This is a genomic window from Clostridium subterminale, from assembly GCF_039521425.1.
In the GTDB taxonomy this organism is placed as follows: domain Bacteria; phylum Bacillota; class Clostridia; order Clostridiales; family Clostridiaceae; genus Clostridium_J; species Clostridium_J subterminale.
Map to the genome: position 1 here is coordinate 248,916 of NZ_BAAACI010000007.1, position 25,888 is coordinate 274,803.

General features: G+C 29.8%; 25 protein-coding genes. 4 read left to right on the forward strand and 21 right to left on the reverse strand.

Going from position 1 to position 25,888, the window contains the following annotated elements:
* Nucleotides 1-14: 14 nt before the first annotated feature.
* From eutL to ABDZ93_RS14900, 9 genes are all read right to left on the reverse strand, one after another.
* Nucleotides 15-668, reverse strand: coding sequence for an ethanolamine utilization microcompartment protein EutL (eutL, locus tag ABDZ93_RS14860; protein WP_343827235.1), 654 nt, complete (start codon nt 666-668; stop codon nt 15-17).
* 18 nt (nt 669-686) lie between these two features.
* The gene (eutC, locus tag ABDZ93_RS14865; RefSeq protein ID WP_035130580.1) at nt 687-1,577 is read right to left on the reverse strand and encodes an ethanolamine ammonia-lyase subunit EutC; all 891 of its coding nucleotides are present in this window, start codon (nt 1,575-1,577) and stop codon (nt 687-689) included.
* A gap of 13 nt (nt 1,578-1,590) precedes the next feature.
* Nucleotides 1,591-2,955 carry an ethanolamine ammonia-lyase subunit EutB gene (locus tag ABDZ93_RS14870; RefSeq protein ID WP_343827237.1) on the reverse strand — a complete coding sequence of 455 codons (1,365 nt, stop codon included), beginning with the start codon at nt 2,953-2,955 and terminating at the stop codon, nt 1,591-1,593.
* A 17-nt stretch (nt 2,956-2,972) separates the two neighbouring features.
* Nucleotides 2,973-4,406: an ethanolamine ammonia-lyase reactivating factor EutA gene (gene eutA / locus ABDZ93_RS14875; RefSeq protein ID WP_343827238.1), complete on the reverse strand. Its 1,434-nt coding sequence runs from the start codon at nt 4,404-4,406 to the stop codon at nt 2,973-2,975.
* Nucleotides 4,407-4,537: 131 nt separating this feature from the next.
* Nucleotides 4,538-5,962, reverse strand: a complete 1,425-nt coding sequence (locus tag ABDZ93_RS14880) for a sensor histidine kinase (RefSeq protein ID WP_343827239.1) — start codon at nt 5,960-5,962, stop codon at nt 4,538-4,540.
* The gene (locus tag ABDZ93_RS14885; protein WP_035130570.1) at nt 5,955-6,527 is read right to left on the reverse strand and encodes an ANTAR domain-containing response regulator; all 573 of its coding nucleotides are present in this window, start codon (nt 6,525-6,527) and stop codon (nt 5,955-5,957) included. The genes ABDZ93_RS14880 and ABDZ93_RS14885 overlap by 8 nt, the downstream gene beginning before the upstream one ends.
* 21 nt (nt 6,528-6,548) lie before the next feature.
* Nucleotides 6,549-6,980 (reverse strand): EutP/PduV family microcompartment system protein, encoded by a 432-nt coding sequence (locus tag ABDZ93_RS14890; protein WP_343827240.1) that lies wholly within the window; start codon nt 6,978-6,980, stop codon nt 6,549-6,551.
* An 8-nt stretch (nt 6,981-6,988) separates the two neighbouring features.
* On the reverse strand, nt 6,989-7,336 hold the full coding sequence (gene eutS / locus ABDZ93_RS14895) for an ethanolamine utilization microcompartment protein EutS (protein ID WP_343827241.1): 348 nt from the start codon (nt 7,334-7,336) through the stop codon (nt 6,989-6,991).
* Between the two features lie 248 nt (nt 7,337-7,584).
* A complete protein-coding gene (locus ABDZ93_RS14900) occupies nt 7,585-8,718 on the reverse strand; it encodes a 1-propanol dehydrogenase PduQ (RefSeq protein WP_343827243.1) in 1,134 nt (377 codons plus the stop codon).
* Nucleotides 8,719-9,209: 491 nt separating this feature from the next.
* Here ABDZ93_RS14900 and ABDZ93_RS14905 point away from each other — a divergent pair, with 491 nt between their 5' ends.
* Complete coding sequence (locus ABDZ93_RS14905) at nt 9,210-10,328, forward strand: hypothetical protein (protein ID WP_343827244.1); 1,119 nt, start codon at nt 9,210-9,212, stop codon at nt 10,326-10,328.
* 77 nt (nt 10,329-10,405) lie between these two features.
* On the opposite strand, the gene ABDZ93_RS20110 is transcribed toward ABDZ93_RS14905, so the two are convergent.
* Complete coding sequence (locus tag ABDZ93_RS20110; RefSeq protein ID WP_425544794.1) at nt 10,406-10,483, reverse strand: DUF2089 family protein; 78 nt, start codon at nt 10,481-10,483, stop codon at nt 10,406-10,408.
* Nucleotides 10,484-10,844: 361 nt separating this feature from the next.
* Between ABDZ93_RS20110 and ABDZ93_RS14915 the strand changes: the two genes are divergently transcribed.
* Nucleotides 10,845-11,216: a hypothetical protein gene (locus tag ABDZ93_RS14915; protein WP_343827245.1), complete on the forward strand. Its 372-nt coding sequence runs from the start codon at nt 10,845-10,847 to the stop codon at nt 11,214-11,216.
* Nucleotides 11,217-11,297: 81 nt separating this feature from the next.
* On the opposite strand, the gene ABDZ93_RS14920 is transcribed toward ABDZ93_RS14915, so the two are convergent.
* The 10 genes from ABDZ93_RS14920 to nagA all read right to left on the reverse strand — a co-directional run bounded on the left by ABDZ93_RS14920 (nt 11,298) and on the right by nagA (nt 20,795).
* Nucleotides 11,298-11,570: a hypothetical protein gene (locus ABDZ93_RS14920; RefSeq protein ID WP_343827246.1), complete on the reverse strand. Its 273-nt coding sequence runs from the start codon at nt 11,568-11,570 to the stop codon at nt 11,298-11,300.
* Nucleotides 11,571-11,644: 74 nt separating this feature from the next.
* Nucleotides 11,645-12,400: an exodeoxyribonuclease III gene (locus ABDZ93_RS14925; RefSeq protein WP_343827247.1), complete on the reverse strand. Its 756-nt coding sequence runs from the start codon at nt 12,398-12,400 to the stop codon at nt 11,645-11,647.
* A gap of 154 nt (nt 12,401-12,554) precedes the next feature.
* Entirely contained in the window at nt 12,555-13,607 is a 1,053-nt protein-coding gene (locus tag ABDZ93_RS14930; protein ID WP_343827248.1) for an outer membrane protein assembly factor BamD, read from the reverse strand.
* A gap of 92 nt (nt 13,608-13,699) precedes the next feature.
* The gene (locus ABDZ93_RS14935; RefSeq protein ID WP_343827249.1) at nt 13,700-15,133 is read right to left on the reverse strand and encodes a HAMP domain-containing sensor histidine kinase; all 1,434 of its coding nucleotides are present in this window, start codon (nt 15,131-15,133) and stop codon (nt 13,700-13,702) included.
* A gap of 4 nt (nt 15,134-15,137) precedes the next feature.
* Nucleotides 15,138-15,821 (reverse strand): response regulator transcription factor, encoded by a 684-nt coding sequence (locus tag ABDZ93_RS14940; RefSeq protein WP_343827250.1) that lies wholly within the window; start codon nt 15,819-15,821, stop codon nt 15,138-15,140.
* Between the two features lie 125 nt (nt 15,822-15,946).
* A complete protein-coding gene (locus ABDZ93_RS14945; protein ID WP_343827251.1) occupies nt 15,947-16,957 on the reverse strand; it encodes a LacI family DNA-binding transcriptional regulator in 1,011 nt (336 codons plus the stop codon).
* Between the two features lie 145 nt (nt 16,958-17,102).
* The gene (locus ABDZ93_RS14950; protein ID WP_343827252.1) at nt 17,103-18,377 is read right to left on the reverse strand and encodes an MFS transporter; all 1,275 of its coding nucleotides are present in this window, start codon (nt 18,375-18,377) and stop codon (nt 17,103-17,105) included.
* A gap of 90 nt (nt 18,378-18,467) precedes the next feature.
* Nucleotides 18,468-19,208 (reverse strand): tRNA pseudouridine(38-40) synthase TruA, encoded by a 741-nt coding sequence (gene truA, locus ABDZ93_RS14955; RefSeq protein ID WP_343827253.1) that lies wholly within the window; start codon nt 19,206-19,208, stop codon nt 18,468-18,470.
* Between the two features lie 131 nt (nt 19,209-19,339).
* Entirely contained in the window at nt 19,340-19,651 is a 312-nt protein-coding gene (locus ABDZ93_RS14960; protein ID WP_343827254.1) for a hypothetical protein, read from the reverse strand.
* A gap of 34 nt (nt 19,652-19,685) precedes the next feature.
* The gene (gene nagA, locus ABDZ93_RS14965; RefSeq protein ID WP_343827255.1) at nt 19,686-20,795 is read right to left on the reverse strand and encodes an N-acetylglucosamine-6-phosphate deacetylase; all 1,110 of its coding nucleotides are present in this window, start codon (nt 20,793-20,795) and stop codon (nt 19,686-19,688) included.
* Between the two features lie 355 nt (nt 20,796-21,150).
* Between nagA and pdaA the strand changes: the two genes are divergently transcribed.
* On the forward strand, nt 21,151-22,167 hold the full coding sequence (gene pdaA / locus ABDZ93_RS14970; protein ID WP_343827256.1) for a delta-lactam-biosynthetic de-N-acetylase: 1,017 nt from the start codon (nt 21,151-21,153) through the stop codon (nt 22,165-22,167).
* 214 nt (nt 22,168-22,381) lie between these two features.
* A complete protein-coding gene (gene pdxR / locus ABDZ93_RS14975) occupies nt 22,382-23,932 on the forward strand; it encodes a MocR-like pyridoxine biosynthesis transcription factor PdxR (RefSeq protein WP_343827257.1) in 1,551 nt (516 codons plus the stop codon).
* 241 nt (nt 23,933-24,173) lie between these two features.
* Here the strand turns inward: pdxR and ABDZ93_RS14980 are convergent, their stop codons facing one another.
* Nucleotides 24,174-25,835, reverse strand: coding sequence for a SulP family inorganic anion transporter (locus tag ABDZ93_RS14980; RefSeq protein WP_343827585.1), 1,662 nt, complete (start codon nt 25,833-25,835; stop codon nt 24,174-24,176).
* Nucleotides 25,836-25,888: the final 53 nt, after the last annotated feature.

Below are 25,888 nucleotides of genomic sequence, written 5' to 3' on the forward strand. Positions count from 1 at the left end.
TCCTAAACCTTCGCTTAAAAGTTTACTGGTTGTTGAGCAACTGATTTGACAGCTTCTGCAAAAGCGTCACATGCTGCCTTACATGCTGATTGACTACCTGTAAGTAATCCACCACCATAGTTAGTTTCAGTTGGAGGTCCAAAGAATTCCTTCATCTCAACATCTGCTGCCTTAAGAGCTGCATCTAATCCATAAATAGCTTCAAGTGGTGGAGCTACAAGATAAGCTATTGCTTCTCCTTCTTTAACTCCTGCTACCTTTGAAAGATAAGTTCCAGTTCTTGAAACACAGTGTGCATAGTAAGCTATAGAGTTATCTTCATTAGCACTTACAAAGTGTGATCCATTTTCCATGAAGTCTATAGTAGCATTTAAACCGCTTCTTACTTCTGCTGGACTTGGTCCAGCTATTATTCCAATAACTTCACCAGCAAGTTTTGTAGATGCATTAGCAGCACCTGCATACATTGATCTTGCATATACTACATCAACTTCAGCAGCTTTAGTAGCTTCATCAAGAGCAGTGTAAGTTACGTCATCACTATCAGCAGTAATGATACCTAAACTTTTGTGATGAGGTTGTAATTCTAATTTTTTAACTAGTTCTGGGCTTACATTTGAAATTATTTTAACGCTTAATACTGTTGGACGTAATGCTTCATTAATCACAATAAATTCCCCCTAAAATTATATTTTTAAATTTATTCCTGATGCTTTTTTATCAAGCATTGTCTTTATAAGTTCAGCTATATGTGCTCCTGCTTCAACTGCTGTAGTACCACCTTTATGGATGTTTGATATAACTGTTCTGTTAGCTTCTGGCATATTAGCTGTTGGTCTATAAGCTATATAAGCACTCATTGATTCAGCAGTAACAAGACCTGGTCTTTCACCTACTAGCATACAAACAACTTCTGCTCCTGTTGCATCACCGATAGCATCCATAGCTCCAACTCTACAATGTTTAATAAATAATATATCTCCAATTTCAATTCCATACATTTTTAAACCTTGTTTAATTGAAGGAACTGAATCTTTTAAGTTAGCTTCAATAGCTGCTGAAGAAAGTCCATCTCCAACTACTACTAATACCTTTTGACCTGAAAACTTATCTTTTATAAACTTAGTAGTTTCTTCATCAAATTTTCTTCCAAGATCAGGACGAGTTATATATTGATCTTTATCAACACACATTGTATTCACTGGTATTAAATTATTTTCTTTTATAAAGTCTTCAGATACATAAGAGAATACTGAATCTTGTGCAGCAGCATGGTCAGCTCTAACTCTTAATTGAGTTATAGTTTTGTATCTTGGACCTGATCTTCCAATACCTATTCTTGCTGGAGTTCTTTCCTTCATTTTTAGATACCCTTCTCTATCATGAGGGTTTTCAACTAAAAGTTGTTTTTTAAGGTCAATTTCAGTGATATCTGGAATACATCCATTTTCATCTACTGAACCTATTACAGCACTCATTTTATTTGCTACTTGATTTACTATGTCAGTACTACCTGATTTTTCTACCATTTCTCCTAATAACTTTTCAACCATTAATTTTAATTCTTGTTCGTTCATCAGTAGTCCCCCCTTATCCTAAGAATATTGAAGCGTCGCCAGCTCTTCTGGTTAACTTGCCATTTTCTATAATTCCCATTTTTTCCATCCACTCTTCAAAAGGTTTAATAGGTTTTACTCCTAATAACTCTCTTAATGTAGCTGTTTCTTGATATCCAGTTGTTTGATAGTTAAGCATTACGTCATCACCATGAGGAATTCCCATGAAGTATGTACATCCTGCTGTAGCAAGTAATACTGCTAGGTTTTCTATATCATTTTGATCCGCTTTCATATGGTTTGTGTAACAAGCGTCACATCCCATTGGAAGTCCTGAAAGTTTACCCATGAAGTGGTCTTCAAGACCAGCTCTTATAACTTGTTTTGCATCATATAGGTACTCAGGTCCTATGAATCCAACAACTGTATTTACTAAGAATGGCTGGAATCTCTTAGCAAATCCATAACATCTAGCTTCCATTGTTACTTGGTCAGCACCATGGTGCGCATCTGAAGAAAGTTCTGAACCTTGACCAGTTTCAAAATACATTACGTTTGGACCTGTAGCTGTTCCTTCTTTAAGTGCAAGTTGTCTTGCTTCTTCTATTGTTGCAGCAGTAAATCCAAATGCTTCATTTCCTTTTTCAGAACCAGCAATTGATTGGAATATAAGGTCAGCTGGTGCACCTTTTCTAATTGCTTCCATTTGTGTAGTTACGTGTGCAAGTACACAAGTTTGAGTTGGTATTTGCCATTTTTCTTTAAATTCATTAAATCTCTTTAATACTTTAGTTACGCTCTCTACAGAGTCATCAACTGGGTTTAATCCAAGTACTGCGTCTCCAATACCATAGCTTAATCCTTCCATTAAAGATGCAAGTATTCCATCTGGATCATCTGTTGGATGGTTTGGTTGTAATCTAACAGATAATGTTCCTGGTTCTCCTATAGTTGTATTACAGTGAGCTGTAACTTTTATTTTCTTAGCTGCGTATACTAAATCCATGTTAGACATTATTTTTGCAACAGCAGCCACTATTTCTGATGTTATTCCTCTTGAAACTCTTCTTATATCTGCTCCTGTAGTGTTATCATCTAGTAACCACTCTCTAAATTCAGCTACAGTCCAATTTTTAACTTCTGCATATATTTTTTCATTTACGTCATCTTGTATTATTCTTGTAACCTCATCTATTTCATAAGGTACTGCAGGATTATTTCTTAAATCAGACAGTGTAAGGTTAGAAAGTACAACCTTTGCTGCAACCCTTTCCTCTGCTGACTGTGCAGCTATTCCTGCTAAGTTATCTCCTGATTTTTCTTCATTTGCTTTTGCCATAACTTCCATTACTGACTTAAACTGGTATACTTTTCCGAATAATTTAGTTTTTAAAATCATGATAATCCTCCTCTCGGTTAATTAAATACTAATGTTTTTATAACTACAGGTAAGACTTTACCTTCCGCTACAGGTTTTCCTATATCTATATAATCTCCATTTTCAACCTTGATACCATCTATACAAACTATATCCTTATCAAGATTTAAAAGGGAGTAAATAGCCTGACCTAATACCTTTGCCATATCATTTTCAACAATTATAATAAGTGGAAGCTTTCTATCAATAAGTTCTTTCATACCACCTACTAGCCCCTTTGCCATTTCTTGTATTTCTGTGAAAGAAGGATTCTTCTTTCCATGTAGAGCTATGGCAATACTCTGAAGTTCATTCTCATACTTAAACCAATTAATTTTTTCTGATATTGCTTTTTCTAAAACTCCAGCACCTCTATTTTCATCTTCTAAACTAAGCTTTAAAATTGGTAAATTCTTTATAGGGAAGTTATCATGGGTATATGTAATGGTACTACCACTAATATCCATGGTGTGAGATCCAGCTCCAACTACGGTAGCTCTTATAGTTTCTATTGATCTCACTAATTTCAGTTTTTTACATAAGTCTGAATTTTTAATAGCTTCTCCTAGAAGTATTCCTACATCTCCATACTTAAAGTAATCTTCTATAGGAGCTTCATTATATACATAGTCAGCTACTCCTCCTGAGAAGGATATACACTTAATTTCCTCATTTAAAGCTATGGACTTATTAGTAACTATCATTTCAAAGGTAGATGTTTGGGATCTAAGCCCTACACTTTCCTCTAAAAGTTTTACCATTTCATTAATAACTGGAATCAACATTTCTTTAGTTACTTTATAACCAATTTTTATATCAAAGTTATTTTCATTTATAATGTTTTGTATTTTAGGAGCAATATATACTATATTATTTGTATCTTTATCAAGTTTTATAAGTCTTCCACCTATATCAAGACATCCTGTTTCCTTCAAGTCACCTCTAGTAAATACAGCTAAATTTGTAGTTCCTCCACCAATATCTAAGTTAACTACACTTGTAGAATGTTCACTAGAGTAAATATGTGCTCCTGCACCCTTAGCTGCTATAATACTTTCAAGATCTGGACCTGCTGTAGCAACTACAAAATCTCCTGCAAATCCACTTAAAGTATGAAGTACTTCATTGGCATTTTCTTTTCTAGCAGTCTCACCTGTTATAATTACAGCTCCTGTTTGTATTTCATCCTTATCGATACCTGATTTTTTATATTCTAAAGACACTATATCCTTAACTTTCTCAGCATCAATTTCTGTCATAGATTTAAGTGGTGTAAAATAAACATCACTTCTATAAACCACTTCTTTATCAACTATTGATATTCTAGGCACTGAAAAACTTGAAGCAGTGTTTTCTATGATTAATTTTGAAAATACAAGTTGAGTTGTACTCGTTCCAATATCAATTCCAACGCTTAAAAGTTCTTCTCTCATTGAATCACCTCCAAATACAAATATAAAAGGCTTAAAGCTATCAAATTAATCTTTCAAATAACTATGAAAAATTAATTTTTTTAACTTTAAGCCTCTTTGCTTAAATCAAACTACTTCAATGTAGTTCTATTTCATTCAATTTTTATAGGAAATCTAAATTTAATTTTAGTTCCCTCATCATTAGAAAATATATCTATATCACCTTTTAATTTATCAGATATGTAGTTTTTTACTATAGACATTCCTAAACTAGAAGATTTATCAATAGAAGTATCAAAACCAACTCCATCGTCAGCTACTGATATTTCTCTAAACTCATCCTGCTCAGTCACAGTAATTTTTATAGTTCCACACTCCCTATGATTAAAAGCATGATCATAACAATTTTGTATCAATTCATTAATTATAAGAGATATTGCAGTAATTCTATCTGTATCAATGTAAAAATCATCACCTGATACTTCTATATTAATTTCCTTTTGAATGTTTAAAAAACATCTTTTAGCATTATCTACTATAGCATTTATAACCTTCATAATTTTTACCTCATCACTTATATCCTTTGATAAAAGTTCATGAGTTGCTGCAATAGCAAGAATCCTATTCACACTTTCCTGAAGACTTACCTTTGCTTCCTCACTATCACATCTTCTCCCTTGAATACGTAAAAGTGAAGCTACGGTTTGCAAGTTATTCTTTACTCTATGATGAATTTCTCGTATAGCAACAGATTTAGAGATTATTTCAGCTTCTTTATTCTTTATATCTGTTATGTCTTGAACTATTTCAATAACTCTCAAGTCCTCTTCCTTAATCAGTATTCTTTTTATTCCATAATAAAAATTACCAACTTTTACTTCCTTTGTTATTACTTTATTATCTTCTGTAATCTCTAAGATTTTATTAATATTGGTAAATAGGGTATTATCTAAGGACAAATCATCGTAATGCATGCCTTCAAGCTCGTTGTATCCCCTACCTATATAAATCATATCAGCTTTTCTATTTTTAATTCTTAATATTCCATTTTCATCATAAACTAAAACGGCAGATTCTAAGTTATCATTAATCAATCTATTGGAATTTATTAAGTTCATTAGCTGATGTGTCTTTTGTCTTTTGCTTTTGGAGCCATCATTAGGAATAGTAAAATCTTCTTTTATTTCATTACTTATATCATTCTCAACAATAATTACTCCTATTATTTTCTGTTCATTTAAAATTGGGTATACCTTTTGTCTTACAAATCTATTTTCTTGAGTTAAAGCTCTTACTCCTTTAAAAACTTCACCAGTTTTTAGAGTTCTTATTACACCAGGCTCATTTATTCTTAAAGCCTTTTTCCCAACTACGGAATCAGTATAAATAGATTCTTTTTTTCTTCCTTCTGAAACTACTATGGCTTCTTCTGGATTTTTTGATGGTACATCTATAAAAGCATCGCATTCCTCGAAATTAGCTATTAACTCTATTGAGTTAGAAATCTCTATGATTTTATTAATATCCTCATCAGTGAGGTTAGTATAAATATTACATAATTCTTTTATCTTATTCATAAGCCACTATTAAGGTTTTTGCAATATCTATCATAGAACATCTTCTATCCATACTCAATTTTCTAATGTACCTATAAGCTTCTTCTTCATCGGAATTTAATTCTTTCATAAGTATACCCTTAGCTTTTTCAATTAACTTTCTTTCGTTTAACTTTGATGTAACTTTCTCTAGGTTATTCTCTAACTCTTCAAATTCTTCTACTTTAGCTAAGCACATTTCCACTGTTGGAATAAATGATTTTTCATCTAAAGGTTTTACTAGATATCCATATGCTCCTACACTTTTAGCCTTTTCTATAAATTCAGTATCATTAAAGGCTGTCAACAAAAGTATTCCACCTGCAAGATGTTCAAGTCTAATTCTTTTACTAGCTCCAATGCCATCAAGTATAGGCATCTGTATATCCATAATTACTAAATCAGGTTTATGCTCTTTGCAAAGTTCTACAGCACTAAACCCATCAGAAGCTTCTGCTACTACATTGTAACCCTCTGCTTCTAAGATATCTCTGATATCCATTCTAATAATAGGCTCATCGTCGACTATTATGATTTTTTTACTCATATTTAATTATTCTCCTCTATATTATGAACTTAAATATTTAATTAATTCCTCTATTCCGGTTCCATCTAAAGTGTTTACTTCAAAAATTCTAGAGACTCCAGCCTCTTTTAAAATCTCCCTAGCATGTTTTACTCTATCATTGTTTTGAGCAATGTCTATTTTGGTAACTATCCCAATACACTCCTTAGCAAACATACTACAAAAACCTGGTGCTATGTAAGATTCCTCTGAAGTACAATCATATACTAGTGCAATTACATCTGCATCTGCTGATGTTACTATCAGAGCTTTATAATAAGATCTATTTTCTAAATATTCTCCTGGAGTATCTATAGACTCATCATAAATTTCTACTGATTGAGTCTTCTTATATTTCAAATCTAAGTCGTGAATCTTTTGGCACAAAGTAGTCTTACCACTTCCTGTCTTTCCTATGAATATTACTTTTTTCATGTTTCCTCCTACGTTCTAGTAATTTTTGTAGAAGTAAATTGTAATAATCCCTCAAGAACAGAAGTAACTTCCTTCAATGCTGATTCTATAGAACTAACATCTCCTGTTATAACAAGTGAGCCACTAAATCTATCTACAAATCCAAGATTAACTCCAGCAGCCTTCGTAGCTACATCTGCAGCTATTATGGAACCTTCACTTGGAGTTATTGTTAAAATTCCAATAGCATCTCTAGTATCTGCTACAAGACCCAGCTTTTTATAAAGTTCATCAGTAGGATTTGCTATTATATGTGCAAGGGTTACTTGTTTACCAGGAACAAACTCCTGTATAATCCTTTGCTTATCGTCACTCATATACTCACCTTACCTTTGCATTTAGAGACAATATCTAAAAACAATATTTAATATAAAATATTAGTATTAGTATTACCTGTGTTTTAACAACTATTCTTAAATAAATCTATAATTTTATAAAAAATAATAAAGGCTCCTTGAAAACATAAATATTTTCAAGAAGCCCCTTTGCTTAAAACCATTACACTACTTTGTGTATATTTCGATTATATATTCAAAATTTTATACTGTCAACCCATTTTTTAATGTTATTCTTTAATTTTTCCGATAATTTCAATAACATTAAGAGGAGTTGGTATTTTAGGGTTAGTTGCAGTACATGCATCTAATAATGCACTGTTTGCAATTTCTTCTTTAAGCTTTTCTAGTTCTTCCGTAGATACACCACAAGCTTTTAAAGTCGTAGGCATCTTCATTTCCTTTTGTAATTTTTTTATTTCATTTACAAGGCTTCTAACTCCTGCTCTAGCATTACTACAAGGTAATCCCAATAATTTTGATATATTTGCATATTTAATAGCTGCTCTAGAAAATTCATTATTCTCATATCCTACTATGTCAGCATTAAATTCAACTATATAAGGTAATAATAAAGAGTTAGTTCTTCCGTGAGGCACATGGAATTTACCTCCTAAAACATGGGCAATACCATGGTTTAATCCAAGAGAAGCTGAATTGAAGGCAATTCCTGCAAGACATGATGCGTTATGCATTTTTTCTCTCGCTTCTAAATCCTCACCATCTTTATACGCTCTTAAAAGATATTTGAAAGATAGCATAAGTGCTTTTTCAGATAAAGCATCAGAAAAATCAGATGCATTTGTAGATACATATGCCTCAAGAGCATGAGTAATTACGTCCATACCAGTATCTGCAGTAATTGATCCAGGTACGCTTTTTACTAGTTCAGGATCTAAAATAGCTACATCTGGTAATAGATCATCTGAAACTAAAGGATACTTTGTTCCCTTAGCTTTATCTGTTATTACTGAGAAAGATGTTACCTCTGAACCTGTACCACTTGTAGTTGGAATAGCTATAAACTCCATATCAGTAACAGGTGTAATTTTTTTTGCAAAATCCATTATAGCTTTAGCTGCATCTATTGAGGAACCTCCACCTAATGCAACTAATACTTCTGGTTGAACTTTTTGTAGTTCTTCTATACCTTGAACTATAAGCTCTATAGGTGGATCTGGAACTATATCACTAAATATGGCTATGCTAGCACTTTTTAATTTTTCTGTGATCTTATTAATCATTCCTGACTTCACCATGAAAGGATCTGTAACTATAAAAACTTTTTTATTTCCTACGTCCTCTAACCTTTCTAAAGCTCCTTGACCAAAATAAATCTGAGTCTTAATTTTAAAATTGTTCATTATAAACTCCTTTCAAGACTATTCTATTTATAATATAGTCTTTAAAATTAATTAACTATTTATACGGTAAGTTTACTAAAAGATAAATCTTTATTAAATTCACCCTAAAAATAAACACAAAAAGCTCCATAGGAATAATCCTATGGAGCTTCACTGCTCTTTAAGTACTTCATCGTACATATTTTCAATATACTATTTTAAAAATTAAAAGTCAATGAATATCTATTTAATTAAAATATAAAATCTTCATTGATCTAATTTTACATTTAAACCATTATATTATTTCTTACTCTTCTCTTATTTCTACAATATTTTTATTTATATTAACAAAAATAAAAAAATATTATAGTTTCAATACTTTTTTTGATAAATTTCCTCTAAATTTGCTACTAAATATCATCTTTTTTCATCATATTATACGTTTACATATGGCTGTTTTTAAAATATAATATTTGTATAACATGCTAACTCTTTATATTTAGGAGGACAAAATGAAAAATCAATCTTACCATACTACTATAAAAAATAATATTATAACTTTATATCCACAGGAATCTAAAAATAATGTTTGGTATATAGCTTCTTTGTGCTTTCTCATTGCTTTTATGATATTTCATTTATTCTTTTCGAATTTCTTAAATTTAGATGGAAAATTTCCTTTAGTATGGATTGTATTATTCAGTCTTACTTTAATTATAACCATTACTAACTTTAATGAGTTCCATTCTTCTAATTATATTATTGCTAGTTATATTATGACCATTCCCATGATTTTAAATTATTTTTTATTTAAGTTATACGTGTATATACCTAGTCAAATACTCCTCATATTATCTTTAAGTTTGACTATAATTTATGGAGCTACAAAAGAATTTCATACTAGAAAACATTTAAGAATTATTATGGTGATTTTGTCTATATGTGTTTTCTTTTTAATTGATTACTATATATATTCTCAAAGAATTATAAAAGATTCTAACCTTAATCTTACAATAAAAAAATCTATAGGTATGGATTTCTACTCTTTAAATTCATTAGATAAAAACAGTCTATTAAATATAAATACTCTTAAAATAAAAAATGTATCTAATCTAGAAGGCTTAGAATATATTGAAAATTTAAACGCACTAGATATAATTGATGATGGATTAATTTTAGATTATTCACCTATTACTAAGTTAGATAATTTAAAAACTTTAAGTATACATGGATGTAACTTAAATGTTTTAAGTGAAGTAGACCTAATAGATGAAGCAGAGACTTTTCAACTAATGTACCCTAAAACTGATTCTATAAATAGTCTTCCACTATTTCCAAGTGTAAAAAATTTAACTATTAATTTTAGCGGTAATTTTGCGCTGTCAACTTTAAAAAATTTCCCTAGTGTAGAGGAATTTTCTCTTTGCTTAGAAGGTCCTTTAGTTGTAGATGGAATAGAAGTTATAAATAATTTAAAAATATTGAATCTATCTTATGCCTACATGTCAAATTACTCCAAACTTTTTGATATACCTACACTGAAAACTATTAGTTTAAAAAATTGTTATGTAGTTAATTTAGAGGATTTCATAAAACAAGCTGAAGCTAAAGGTATTAAAGTCATTATGTAGTTTTGCATAATGATTTTAATACCTTTATTGTAATCTCTATTAAATTATCGGTTATACTAGTTAAAATACCTTTTCCTTCATGAACAGAACAAATATTCTAACTTACCTCTCACTGTTGGATAAGAAATTCCTAATACTCTCTCTACATCTTTTATATTTCCTCTATATTGTAAAAAAGGTTTCTACAAACCTTAATTGATCATCATTTAACTTTTCAAACTTATAAAAAGCAAAACTATTCTCAATTACTGAAAGATTTATCACACTCATATTTCAGTAATATATAAAACAACTTATTATGAAATTTTCATTTCAAACTTTATAATAAATATCCAAAGAACTACTAACATAAATCTTTTTAAATTGGTAATTATATTTATTAATGTATAATCAATAAATATTGTATACAAATTATAAAAAAATTTAATATTCAGTAAATTGATTGAATAATCTTCAAATTAATGGTACAATAATAATTAAAATATATGATGTAAAAGTGAGAGGGAGTGAATTTTTATGATGGTAAAACTTACTGTAAGAAGCATTATGAATTTAGGACTATGGGGTAGACTTTGTGAATATAAAGGGTGGGATAAACTTATAGTTAGAGAAGGTTTGATCTCTCTTGATAGTGAAGTGGAATTTGATGATGAATTTTTAAAGAAAGATGTTGTACCGATAGAGAAATTAAACGTATTCTTATTTAATGTGGATACTGAAGATGCTAGATACTGTGGAACATTATTAGCAAGAGATTTAGAGGATGCAAAAATTAGAGTTGGCATGATCCACAATGTAACTAAGATTACAACTATTCAAGAAATCTCTAAGGAACAGCTATATAATATGAAAAATAAACATATGGTTCTTGCAAGAATACCACTTTAATTTATAAGTGCTAATAAAATAAATTAATCCCCAGTTAAGTTGAGTGTTTTCAACTTAACTGGGGATTTTTCAAACTATAATTTAAATCTCTTTAAACTGTATATTATGTGCATAATGAAGTACTAAATCTCTTTGTACTTCTATTACAGATGTATTAATATTTTCTCCATCAACGCTTAAAGTTACTTCACTATGGTCTCCATATCTTTTTAGAAATTTATCCATATCTGAACGTTTAATACTAATTGGCAAAATGTCTCCATTACTTTTTAGTATTATTCCCATGGTTCTTCCTTCATTTCTAAATTTTCTTCCTTTAATTTTCAAATCTCTTAAACTAGCATCTATTATCATAGCAACCCCTCCATATTTACTTAAGTATAATTTTATATATTATATTTAAATTTATGGAATAATATTACTCTAAATTAAATATTAATTTGCAGTTCTACTGGACAATGGTCTGAACCCAATACTTCTGTATGTATCTTAGCTGAAACTAAACTGTCCTTTAATCTTTCAGAAGTACAAAAATAATCAATTCTCCATCCTGCATTCTTCTCTCTAGCTTTGAATCTATAGGACCACCAAGAATATGTTCCCTCTAAATCTGGATAAAAATTTCTAAAGGTATCTATAAACCCAGAATCTAATAATTCAGTGAATTTATTTCTCTCTTCATCAGTAAATCCTGCATTTCTTCTATTATTTTTAGGATTCTTAAGATCTATCTCCTTATGAGCTACATTTAAATCTCCACAAACTATCACTGGTTTACTTTCATCTAACTTCTTAAGATGTTTTCTAAATTCATCTTCCCAAACCATTCTATAATCAAGCCTCTCTAACTCCGACTTAGAATTTGGGGTATATACTGTTACAAGATAAAAACTTTCAAACTCTAAAGTAATTACTCTACCTTCTTTATCATGTTCTTCTATTCCAATTCCATAGGATACATTCATAGGCTCTACCTTTGTAAATATAGCAGTTCCTGAATACCCTTTTTTCTCAGCATAATTCCAGTATTGATGATATCCTTCTAAAGCAAGTTCTATCTGCCCACCTTGAACTTTACTTTCTTGAATACAAAACATATCTGCATCTACTTCTTTAAAGAAGTCTAAAAATCCTTTTTGAACGCAAGCCCTAATACCATTAACATTCCACGAAATCAACTTCATATATACTACCTCTTTTCCAAAATAAATTTTAAGTTATAATAACTTATAACTTAAAACTTATTTTATTATTAGCTATAGCTTATCCCTATAAGTTTAATGTGATTCTATTATCTTACTAATTATTGTAACATATAGTATATATCTATTTACACTACTATGGAGTAAATTTTCTACTCATTGATGCAACTATATTATTTTTCATATCTACTTCACATAGTAAAGCTCTTTCTGCTGAGGTGTCATTCTTATACTTCTCTATATGCTTTTTAAAAGTATCATAATTAACTTTTTGAAAATCAATCTTATTATTATCTGGGTTTACTTCATATGCTAATAAGTTCATTGCTACATCCTTAGAAACTTCATAAACCTTTGTTTCAACTGCAGAATTTCTAATATAATAGTCATCATAAACTATATAAGTTCCATCTTCTTCTTTTATAGCTTTATTATCCTTTTTAGCTTCTGCTAAGGCTTCTTCTCCAGTATAAAATTCTACTTCATCAAAGGATATATAAATGGTATTATTCTCTGTATATATATCTGTTACAAGTCCAATCCTACTATTATATACATCTTCTTTTGTATTTTCTTTTACATTCTCTTTTACATTTAAAGTAACATGAACATTTCTTCCATATTCCTTTGTTAGCCCATTATATGAGTACTGTCCAGGTTTATTGGATATACCGAGGTTTTCCTTTCCCCAAAGTACATAATCCTTAACTTTATTATTATCCACAGTTATATCCACTTCTTTTGGCAAAACAAATGAAACATTATCTTCATATATTTCATAAGATAGCTCTACACTTTCCATTTTATCTCTTATACTAGTAAGCACTTTCTCCATATTCTCTATATCAACCTTATTTTCAACAGCTAATTTAATAATATAGTAAGCATCATCATATCTATTTTTATTTAAATATTGATCCTTTATATCCATATAAATCTGCTTGTCATTCTTACCTTTTGTTATTGCAGCTTCATAAGATTTCCTAGCTTCTGTGTAATTTTTTTCTTCTAAAAATTTATTTCCTTCTTTTATATACTTTTCTATCTCATTTTCTTCAACTTGAATATCTTTGGCTACATTTTCAGATAAAACAATCTCTTTATCTTTATTTTTGCATCCTCCTATTATAACTGTACTAGTGACCATAACAAAAGCTACAGAACACAATAGAAATTTATTTATTTTCATTTTCAAGCACCCCTTACTTAATAACTTTAATATAAGTATATGATTAAATTTTTAACAACTATAGTAAAGTTATTTCCAAGTTATTAACAAGGTTATTTTTTACTTAATGGCATTTCTACTCTTACAGTAACCTTTTCTCCATTTATAATATCTATAGAACCTCCGTGATCTTTTATAATTTCACTGCATAGGTATAATCCAAGTCCTCTGCTTTCAGATTCTGAAAATTTATTAGATTTTATAAAAGGTTCAAAAATATGATCATATATTTCCTCAGGAATAATTCCTGACATACTCTCTATTTCTAAAATATATTTCTTTCCCTCTATTTTCCCGTTTATATAAAGAGGCTCTTGTGATTTAGAATACTTTATACCATTGTCAATTAAATTTATAATAAGTTCCCTAATCCTGTTACACTGTGTTGATACTATACCACTTTCTAAATTGTTTATAATTTCCATAGAGTATTTTTGAGCTTTTATACTCATGTCATCACTTATCTCATCTATAAGTTTATCTATTCTAATATCCTTAAATTCTTCTGTATTATAAGATAATCCCTTGGATATTTCTATTAACTCTATAATTAAGTGATGTAATCTTTCACTTTCTAGGTATATTCTTTCTATAGCTCTTTTCTTAAAAGCCTCATCCTTTACCATTCCATCATTTATCATCTCTGCATATCCAGAAATAGCAGTTAACGGTGTCTTCATTTCATGAGTCACATTATCAAAAAAAGCTTTTCTACTTTTCTCTAATTTCTCTACCTTTTGTTTTTCTTCTTTTATTGTATTTATTTGTTCTTTTATTTTTTCTTTCATACTATTAAATTCTCTTGACAATATAGCTATTTCATCATTTCCATGAGCATCTATATAAAAACTATATTCTCCTTGTCCAACTTTTTTTACGCCTTCTGTTAATGTTATTATAGGCTTAGTAACTTTAGTTATTATGAAAAAGCATAAGCTAAATATAAAGAATAATATAATTCCTTCTACAACAGTTATAAATAAAAGCATCCTATTATTTTCACCATAAACCTCGCTATAATCTTTTATAATACTAAGAACCCCTAGATTATCTTCATTTACAAAAATAGGATAGGACAGAATTCCATATAGTTTTTTATCTTCATATTTAAGATTAACAATAGCAGCTCCAGATCCAGCATTTTTATTTCCACTATCTAATATTTCCCTAAAAGATTCATCTACGTTCTCACTTAATACCTTACCGTCTGTATCACTTATTTCTACAGTACATTGAAAATTAGATGATATATATCTATTTAAGTAATTACTTTCTTTAACTAAGCTATCTTTTTCATACTCTAAATCTGTAGCTAGCAGTCTATATTTTATAGCTTCTCTAGTACTGTACATAATTTCATTTAATGAATTACCTATGGATGCCTCCATTCTAATAATTAATATATGCCTTATGGATAAATTCAATATTATTCCAAAAGTTATAATTATAGATAGTATAGAAAATATAAATTTCACTCTTATTTTCATATTATTACCTCATCACATATCCTACCCCAAATACTGTATCTATAAGAGATCTCTCATTTTCATTATCTAATTTACTTCGAATTCTTCTTACATGAACATCTACAGTTCTAATATCTCCATCATAATCAAATCCCCAAACTTTATTAAGAAGTTCTTCTCTTGAAAATACTCTATTCCTATTCTTCACTAAGAATTCAAACAAATCATATTCCTGTGGTTTCAATCTAACTTCATCTTCATCCTTTAATACAATTCTACTATCCATATTTAATTTTATATGGTTTGAAACTTCTAAAAATTCACTTTCACTCTTTACTTTGTACTTTTCTACACATCTCAGAGCAGTTTTAACCCTTGCAAGGACTTCCTTTATATGAAATGGCTTAGTCATATAGTCATCAGCTCCTAGCTCTAACCCTAAAATTTTATCTACTATATCATTTCTTGCAGTTAATATAACAATAGGAATTAAATACTTGCTATTAATTTCTTTACATAGCTCAAAGCCACTTTCATCTGGTAAATTTAAATCTAACAAAGCTAAATCAGGTTTAAAATTTTTTACTAATTCTCTGCCCTCCTTAGCGGTAAATCCACATCTTACAATATATCCTTCACTTTTTAATGCAGTATATAATATATCACTTATAGATATTTCATCTTCTACTATTAAAATCTTTATACCCATATCCCTCTCCCAAATTAAAAATCATACATTAATTATAATATACATCTTCGTATTATATATGGCAAATATATGAAGTGACTGTCTCAAAATAAAAAATCCCCATCTATATTAGATAGGGATTGAAACTATATTCTTTGTACACTTTCTCTTACTATTAATTCAGATGTATACCTATACTCTGATTGTTCTCTTGGTTGTCGTAAAATTATAGATATCAACTCTTCAGTGGCCTTCCTAGTCATTTCTTCTATAGGCTGTTTAAAAGTTGTAAGAGCTGGCGTTATAATTTCAGAGAAAACTAAATCATCAATACCTATTACGGATAAGTCATCTGGTATGGATATTTTAAGCTTATTAGCAACTTTATAAACTCCATAAGCAATAACATCAGAACAAGCTACTATAGCTGTAACCTTATTCCTACAGTTTAAAAGTTTCTCTGCTCCCTTAATACCAGTTTCTACATCATGCATAGAGGAGTATGTCCACTGCTCATCTATTTTTAATTCATAATCCTTCATAGCTTGTCTATATCCTTGCATGCCGTCGCCTGAATTTATTAACCATTGTGTTCCATTAATGCATCCAATATTCTTATGACCTAGTTCAATAAGTTGTCTAGTTGCTTCATAACCATCATTAAAACTATCTAGATACACATTGCAAACGTCTTCACTACTACTAATGCTCCGATGAATGGCTACCATAGGATACTTAATTCTTAGTAGATCTTCAAATTGCCAACTCTCTTTTATTAAACTAGGTGCAATTATCATACCATCTACACAATGCTCTCTCATTAGGTTGATATACTTATGTTCATTTTCTGCACTGTTATATGTACTACAAACTAATATACTATATCCATGCTCCTCTGCTGTTTCCTCAATCCCTCTAATTATTCGCGAAAAATAAAAACTAGAGATATCTGGTAAAATCACCCCAATAAGCTTAGTTTCTCCATTAACCAGGCTCCTAGCCATGGCATTAGGCTTATAGTCAAGCTCCTTAATTAAATTTAGTATTCTTTGTTTTGTCTCCTCTGTAGTTTTCGCTGTCTTACCATTAATAACATTAGAAACCGTAGTTGCCGACACTTGGGCAATCTTAGCAATGTCCTTTATTGTAACCCCCATACAGATTCCTCCTACTTTATGTCATTTATTAAGTTATAAATATATTATATATGATAGTCTATTAAACTACAATAGACCATATGCTCCCCAATATTTATCAAAGTAAGCACATGGTCTATATTAACTTTATATCTACTATGTAATACTATCTCTTGTATTCAATGTGTTTAACCTTAAAATGACAAGGACAACTTCTATTTATTATAGTATTTGCCATGTATGACCTAACCCTTAAATAGAAAAATAGTGTAGCACAAAGAAGCATTACAAATCCATATAAATAATTATATCTATACCCTAAATTATTTAAAATAGTTCCACCAACAAAATTTCCTATGGATATTGAGAACCCATTGGATAACATCTTTACTGCTGCAAATATATCTCTATGATCTATGGCTATATTACTCATCATCAAGCTATCTAAAGAGGAAATTATAAGACCAACAAATACACCTCTAATAACTAAGAAAAATATAAATAATTCACTATTAGAAACCATTGCTAATATAAAGCAACTAACAATAGCAATTACAAATATAGTTAAATTAAATTTCTTTACCCCAATTTTTTCTATAAGTCTAGGCATTAGAATAAGCCCAACCATACTCAAAATAGTTAATGAAAAGGTTATATAAGATATTATATTATTCTCTAAATTAAAGTAATTCTTTAATATTAAATTATTATAAGGTCCTACACCACTAAATCCTAAGGTGTTAATAAATAGAAGCATAGAAAAAAGTCTAATTTGTTTATCAGACTTTATGCATTTTATTGATTCCCTCATGCTTTTCTTTACTTCTTCATTCTCTACTGCATTAGTTGCATCTTTAGGCAACAAAAAACATCTAATAGATGAAGTCACTATAAGAATTATGGCTGCTAATAGAAATAACTTTTTATATCCTATTTTGGCAAAGTATTCTATTCCCGTTATATTTCCAGCTATTAATGCTCCCACAGCTCCAGCTATTAAATTTACAGAATACTTATAACTATAGGCACAACATTCCTTTTGCCCTGTAGTATAAGAATATAACAATTGTAATTCCGTAACATGTATAAGACATGTGCCCAAATTTATAAGAATTTGACCTATTATAAGAACTATCATTGATTTAAATCCCATATGAAATCCAATTCCTATGGCACAAACTGATAATCCTATGCATAAAATTCTCTTACGTCCAAATATCTTAATAAATGGTCCCATAAAAAAACCTATCAAGGTGAATAAAGAGCCTATAGAAAATATTGTTCCTATAGCTTCAGCCGATAAGCCTATAAAATCATAATATAAAACTTGTAAGAAAAAAAATATTCCCATGGCCAGAGCACTTAAAGCTTCACTAGCCACCATTATATGTATATTTCTTGAAAATGTCTTTATTATTTGTATAGTCTTTAATTTATCCATTTTATGTCCACCTTAAATAATCATTATCTATTTAGGTTAAACAAAATTTCAATAGTTATGCAAAAAGAGAGCATTATTGCTCTCTTAAAATTAATTATATTCAACTTCTTTTAAGTATAATCCTTTAGCTTGAGCCATTGGTCCAGCTTGAGCTCTCTCTTTTGCCTCTAAGATTTTAGCAACATCACTTGGCTTTAACTGACTTTTTCCTACTTCTAAAAGAGTTCCAACTATTATTCTAACCATATTTAAAAGGAACCCATCTCCATTGACCTCTATTTTAATAATCTCGTCATCCTTTGTTATATCAATATAATTTATGGTTCTAACAGTGGATTTATTATCTGATTTTAAGCTTGTAAAACTCTTAAAATCATGAGTACCAACTAAAATGTCTGCTGCTGCCATCATGGCATTTAAATTAATTTCTTCATCAATGTGGTATGTGAATTTCCTATTAAATACATTTCTGTATTTTCCATTATTTATAGTATACTCGTAGGTTTTTGCCTTTGCATTATATCTTGAATGAAATCTCTCATGAACATCAGTTACTGATTTTACAACTATATCTTCTGGTAAAAATTCATAAAGATAGTTCAAAATATCTTCATTGGTAAGGGTAGATTTAGTATGAAAGTTAGCTATATAGTTTTTAGCATGTACTCCTGTATCTGTTCTCCCACAACCTACAACTTGAATATTTTCATTAGTCATCTTACTTAATACATTTTCAATTTTATCTTGTATAGTAGCAACATTATCCTTTTGCTTTTGCCATCCTTTATATCTTGTTCCGTCATATTCTATTACCATTTTTAAATTTCTCATAAAATCTCCTCTATTATCTATCCTAGTTAAATTCTCTATAGAATAAAGCTCTAACTTTTCTAACTCTTAGCTCATTCCCAATTAAGTATATACTCTTTACTAAAATAAATCTATAAAATTATGTAGTTATATTATTTAGTTGTCTTGCAATTTTTACTTATCCCTTCGTAAAGATATTCTAAATACTCCACATCCACATTTTCAGCCTTTAAACTATCAATTCTTTCCCTAGCCTTTTCTATAGCTTCTTTTGCTTCTGCATAATCCCTTTGTTTTATAGCATTACTTGTATACTGAAGTAAATAATCCACCTTTAATACACTCTTTGCTAAGTCCTCTCTCTCATCATTTACTAAATCTAATAAAAGAGAATATATCTTAGGGGATGAACTATTTCTATGAGTATTTAAAAAATCATTGTTTTTACTATTCTTCTTTGCCATAATTTAATTTCTCCATTCTTATTACTTAAAACATTTATTTAGCTTTATACACAACTTTTCCTTTGCATAAAGTCTTTACAATATTATAATTGCTATCTAATATTACTAAGTCGCAATCCTTACCGATATCTAAACTACCCTTCCTATAAAGTATATTTAAATCTCTAGCTGGATTTGTACTTGCCATAGTAACAGCGTCTTCTAAGGTACATCCAGTGAATTTTATTATATTCCTTACAGCTTCTATCATAGTTAAACAACTCCCCGCTAAGGTTTTATCTTCAAGTCTAGCTTCACTTCCAGTCTTAATAACCTTTTGTCCACCAAGCTCATATTCACCATCTTTTAACCCTTTAGCTTCCATAGAATCTGTTATTAATATTATTTTATCCCTTCCTTTTATTTTATAAACAGCTTTTACAGTATCTTTGTGAAGATGTATGCCATCACATATTATTTCTACACTTAATTCATCAAAAGCAAAACCAGCAGTAACTACTCCAGGTTCCCTATGATGATGAGGACTTTGTCCATTATGAAAATGCGTAACACTGGAAAGACCCTTTTCTACAGCTGTTTCTATCTGAGAAAAAGCCCCATCACTATGCCCTACCGATGGAATAATATCATTGTTAGTAAGACATTTTATAAATTCAAAATTATTGTCTAATTCAGGGGCATAAGTAAGTTTTTTAATATTGTTATGAGAATGCTTTATAAGCTCCTTTAGCATCCCAACATCTGGGGTTAAAATATAATCTTCAAGTTGAGCTCCCTTATACCTTTTATTTATAAAAGGACCTTCCAAATGAAGTCCAATTATTTCTGCTCCACCAATTTCATTATTTTCATTATAGTTTTTAACCTTTAAATTATTATCAATAGCTACTTTTATGTCATCCAAATTTGCAGTCATAGTAGTTGGAAGAAAAGCTGTAACCCCTTCTTCGGGTAATTTATTAGTTAGATTTCTTAAACCTTCATAATCAGCATCCATGACATCTGTTCCATATCCACCATGGGTATGCTCATCTATAAAACCAGGTACTGCATAATATCCTTTTTCTATAACTAAAGACTGTCCATTATTTGCTATTTTCCCATCTTTAATATATATTGTTGTATCTGTTAATACCTTTATCATTACCATTACCCCTTAGATCTTTATTTTTCACTAACAAATCAATTATTAATAATTCACATTTTAATATATTTTTACTCTCACTATTTAAATGAAAAATGCCCTCAAACCCTCATGAATAGAACAACTATTTAACTATTTAAATAGCTCCCTATATAACAATTTCTCTATTTCGCTATTTAAATAGTTATATAGTACAATATTCTACATTTTATTATAAGATAATTTTACTAAAGGTTAAATAAATTTCAATTCATATATTACAAAAACTTTTTGTATTTTTTATTAACTATAAACACATGCTATTCGTATATTAAGTATTAAAATAACTAACGATATTTTAAAAAGGAGGATTAAAATGATTAAAAGATTTATACGTAGTTTAAGTTTAGTCCTTGTAATTATAAGTTCTTTTATATTTGTTGGATGTACTTCTAACACAGGGTCTACCTCAAACTCAACTACAGACAAGGATGAAAATAAAAGTGTATTTAATACCATAAAGGAAGTTGATGATGAAATAATTAAGGGATCTTCCCAAAATAATCAGGAAAATTCCTCATTTTCAAAAGATGACTTAGCAGTTAATCCATCAGATAAAGAAGAAAATATCCCTGATGGTAAATCTAGTAGTCCATCTAATGAAGCTCCTACTCCACCTACTTCAAAAATAGATACTACCAATCTTAGCAATGAAAAAATAGCCTGGTGGTTTAAACCCAATAAACAACATGTAACTCCCGAAGTAAATTTAAAATTAAATTTTGATTTAAGTAAATATGATGCTCATTACGTAGGAGATACTAATAAAAAGATCCTTTATTTAACCTTTGATGAAGGCTATGAAAATGGATATACACCTAAAATTTTAGACATACTAAAAGCAAACAATGTTAAAGCTATATTCTTTGTAACTTCACCTTATGTAAAAGACAATCCAGATATTATAAAGAGAATGATAGAAGAAGGACATATTGTTGGCAATCACACAAATCATCATCCTTCTATGCCCGACGTTACTAGATCAGAAGAAAAATTTAACGACGAATTTTCAGATGTAGAATCAAAGTTTAGAGAAATTACTGGTGAAGATATGCCACTTTATTTCAGGCCACCAATGGGTGAATATTCCGAGAAATCTTTAGCTATGACAAAAAATCTCGGTTATAAGACATTATTTTGGAGTTTTGCCTATCACGATTGGGATATAAACAAACAACCTGATCCAGTTAAAGCAAAGGATACTATAATGAATGGATTACACAATGGTGCAATTCTTCTTATCCATGCAGTTTCCAAGACTAACACAGAAATCCTTGATTCTGTACTAAAAGAAGCCAAAGCACAAGGTTATGAATTTCAACTATTCCCATAAATCATAAAACATATTACCTTTAATATATTTTTAAAATATATTCTTCCTAGAATTTAATAAATATGAAAAGGAGTATTGATACACTTAAAGCAGTATTAATGCTCCTTTCATATAATTATATTTAATCTTTTCTTTACAACCTGATTACTTAAATATATAATTATTGTAACGATACAATAATTATATATTTGAAATAATGAAAGGAATCTTAGTTATGAACTCTATTTCAATAGAACTAGACAAATCTTCAACTATACCTATGTACCTTCAAGTAGCTAATAAAATTGAAGCATTAATTAAATCTAGTACTTTAAAAGTTGGTGATAAGCTTCCACCTATTCGTAAATTATCTAAGGAATTAGAAGTTAATAATGTAACTATAGTTAATGCCTATAAACAACTTGAGATAAACGGATATGTTAACGCTATAAAGGGAAGTGGATATTATGTATCAGAGCAAGATAATATTTATATGAGTTATGATATTTCCTCCTCCCCCTCCAATAGTAGAGGTATAAATTCTGAAAATCTAGATTTACATAATACCTATGTAGCTTCTCCTAACTACCAGGAAGATTTTAAGCTTATGTCTAATGGTCAAATTGCTATGTCTTCAACTACTATTAACTTTGCTAGTGCTACTCCTGACCCAGGTATCTTTCCTTTTGAAGCCTTTAAATCTGCTTTAAATGAAGTCCTAGATAGAGATAAAGGTTATGCATTTGGATACCAAGAAAGCAATGGTTATGAACCTCTTAGGTCTTCTTTATGTGATTATTTCCTTCAAGAGTATGGAATAAATGCTACTCCAGATAGCATTCAAATAGTTTCTGGTGCTCAACAAGGTATTGATATAATTGGTAAAGCTCTACTTAGTCCTGGTGATTATGTTATTACAGAAAATCCTACTTATACAGGAGCTGTTGCAGTATTTAAATCTAGAGGTGCTAATATCATTGGTGTACCCATGGAAGTTGATGGCATAAACTTAAAGTTGTTAGAAGCAAATATTAAAATATATAAACCTAAATTAATATATGTAATGACTCAATTTCAAAATCCTACTACAGCTTCTTATTCTGAAGAAAAACTTAATCAGCTATTAGCTTTAGCTGATAAATACAATTTATATTTGGTGGAGGATGATTCTTTATCTGGACTGTCCTATGATAGTTCTTTTAAGAGCAAAACCCTTAAATCTATGGATAGTAAAAATAGGGTTATCTATATCAAAAGCTTCTCAAAGCTTTTAATGCCTGGACTTAGAATAGGATTTATAATTTCTCCTGATGCCATAAAAGATGAACTTTTAGCAGCAAAACATACTACTGATATTTCCTCTTCTGGATTAATTCAAAGAGCACTGCAACTTTATTTTAAAAATGGTTACTGGGAAAAACATCTAAAATATATGATAGAGATGTATAAAATAAAATATGATGCCATGAAATCGGAACTAAAAAAGCTTAAAATATATGGCATAGATTTTATAGATCCTAAAGGTGGTCTTAACTTTTGGGTAACACTTCCTAAGGGTGTTTCTGCTAGTGAGCTATATGTTCAATGTTCAAAAAAAGATGTATTAATTGTTCCTTGCAATGTATTCTATGTAAATAAAGATAAAAATATAGATAACACTTTAAGACTTAGTTATGCAGCCACTAATTTAGAAGAAATTCAAGTTGGCATGAGTATAATCGCTGACTGCCTATCAATGCTTATAAATAAATGTAAAAGAACTTCTTATATAAGTCCTCTTATATAAGAAAAATAGGTTCTGTATGCCAATAGTAAACTCTGTTTATCCGATGACTACCAGCTCTAATACTCCCATCTTCTTCAAAGTGGGAGTAAAGAGCTACTACGTCCCTGGATAACGATTTTCCCTAAAGGACAACGACTTCTAAGTATCAAAAATACTGATACTTAGAATTCTGTTAGTAAGCTTCAGTGGGAGAAAAACTCCCTCTGAAGCAAAGAACTCTGTTTATACAGAACCTTTAATTTTATCCCAAAAGTTTTTCTTCTATATTTATATACTCATGTGCAGCCTTTAATCCTTCTTCTCTCGTATTAAACACCGCTTCTTCACCTAAGGATTTTACAAACTCCATTTTAGTAAGTGCTTTTTTAGGTTGTAGTTGTAGATTGGATATTATCAGTTTTATATTGTGCTTATTACAATGACTATGTAATCTTTCTAAAGCTGAAATTGCACTTGCATCTAATGCTTGAGTGTGCCTCATGTCTAACAATAATACCTCTGCTGCAGTCTCAATTTTACTTATCATCTTAATAAAATCTTGAACTACTCCAAAGAAGAAAGGTCCATTTACTTCATATATTAAAATTTTATTATTATCAATCTGTATTACTTCTCCATCTTTATTTCTTTTGCTTTTTATTCCTTGAACTTTTTTAATATCTGTAGTTTCAGCTAATCTTCTTATCCATAAGAACATAGCTAGAATCATTCCTATCTCTATAGCTACTACTAAATCAAATACTATAGTAAATACAAAAGTTAAAATTAAAATTATAATATCACTTTTTGGCGCTTTAAGAAGAGATTTAAAGGTTGACCACTCACCCATATTATAAGAAACTACAATTAATACTGATGCCAAAGTTGTCATAGGTATCATTTTAGCTAAAGGCATAAATAATAACATTATTAATAATAAGGTTATAGCATGTACCATTCCTGAAATTGGACTTCTACCACCATTTTTAACATTAGCTGCTGTTCTTGCAATGGCTCCTGTAGCTGGAATTCCTCCAAATAAAGCTGAACCTATATTTCCAATACCTTGAGCAATGAGCTCCATATTGGAATCATGACTATCATCTATCATTCCATCTGCTACAACTGCTGATAATAAGGATTCTATAGCTGCTAATATGGCAATAGTCATAGCTGGCTTAAATAAAATTTTTATTGTTTCTATTTCAAACATTGGAATTGAAGGTACTGGTATACTAGATGATATTTGTGCATATCTACTACCTATTGTTTCTACCGGTAAATTAAATAACTGAACTGCTAGAGTAGATACAATAAGTGCTATAACGGAACCTGGTATAGTTTTATTTACCTTTGGCCAAAACACCATTATTAGTATACATCCAATTCCAACTAAAAGTGCAGCAATATTTAAAGTGCCCATATTAGAAAAATAGCTTTGCCACTTAGGTATAAACTCTGCTGGTACATTTTCAATATTAAGTCCTAAAAAATCTTTAACTTGTGTAGATAATAAAGTTATAGCTATCCCACTAGTAAAACCTACAGTTATAGTATGTGGGACATACTTTATAAGATCTCCTAATTTTAATACTCCCATTATAACAAGCATAATTCCAGCCATAAGGGTTGCTATTATAAGACCATTAATACCATACATTTGTACTATAGTATAAACTATAACTACAAAAGCTCCGGTGGGACCTCCTATTTGTACTCTACTTCCACCTAAAAAAGAAATTATAAATCCAGCAACTATAGCAGTGATGAGACCTTTTTCCGGAGATACTCCAGAAGATATACCTAGTGCAATGGAAAGTGGTAATGCTATTATAGCTACTATAATTCCAGCCATAACATCCTTCATTACTTGTTCCTTAGTAATTTTTTTCTCTTTAATAAGATTAAAAATTTTTGGTGACATCTTTTCTCCATCCTTTACTTTAGCTTTAGTCACTCAACGATATTCTATTTTAA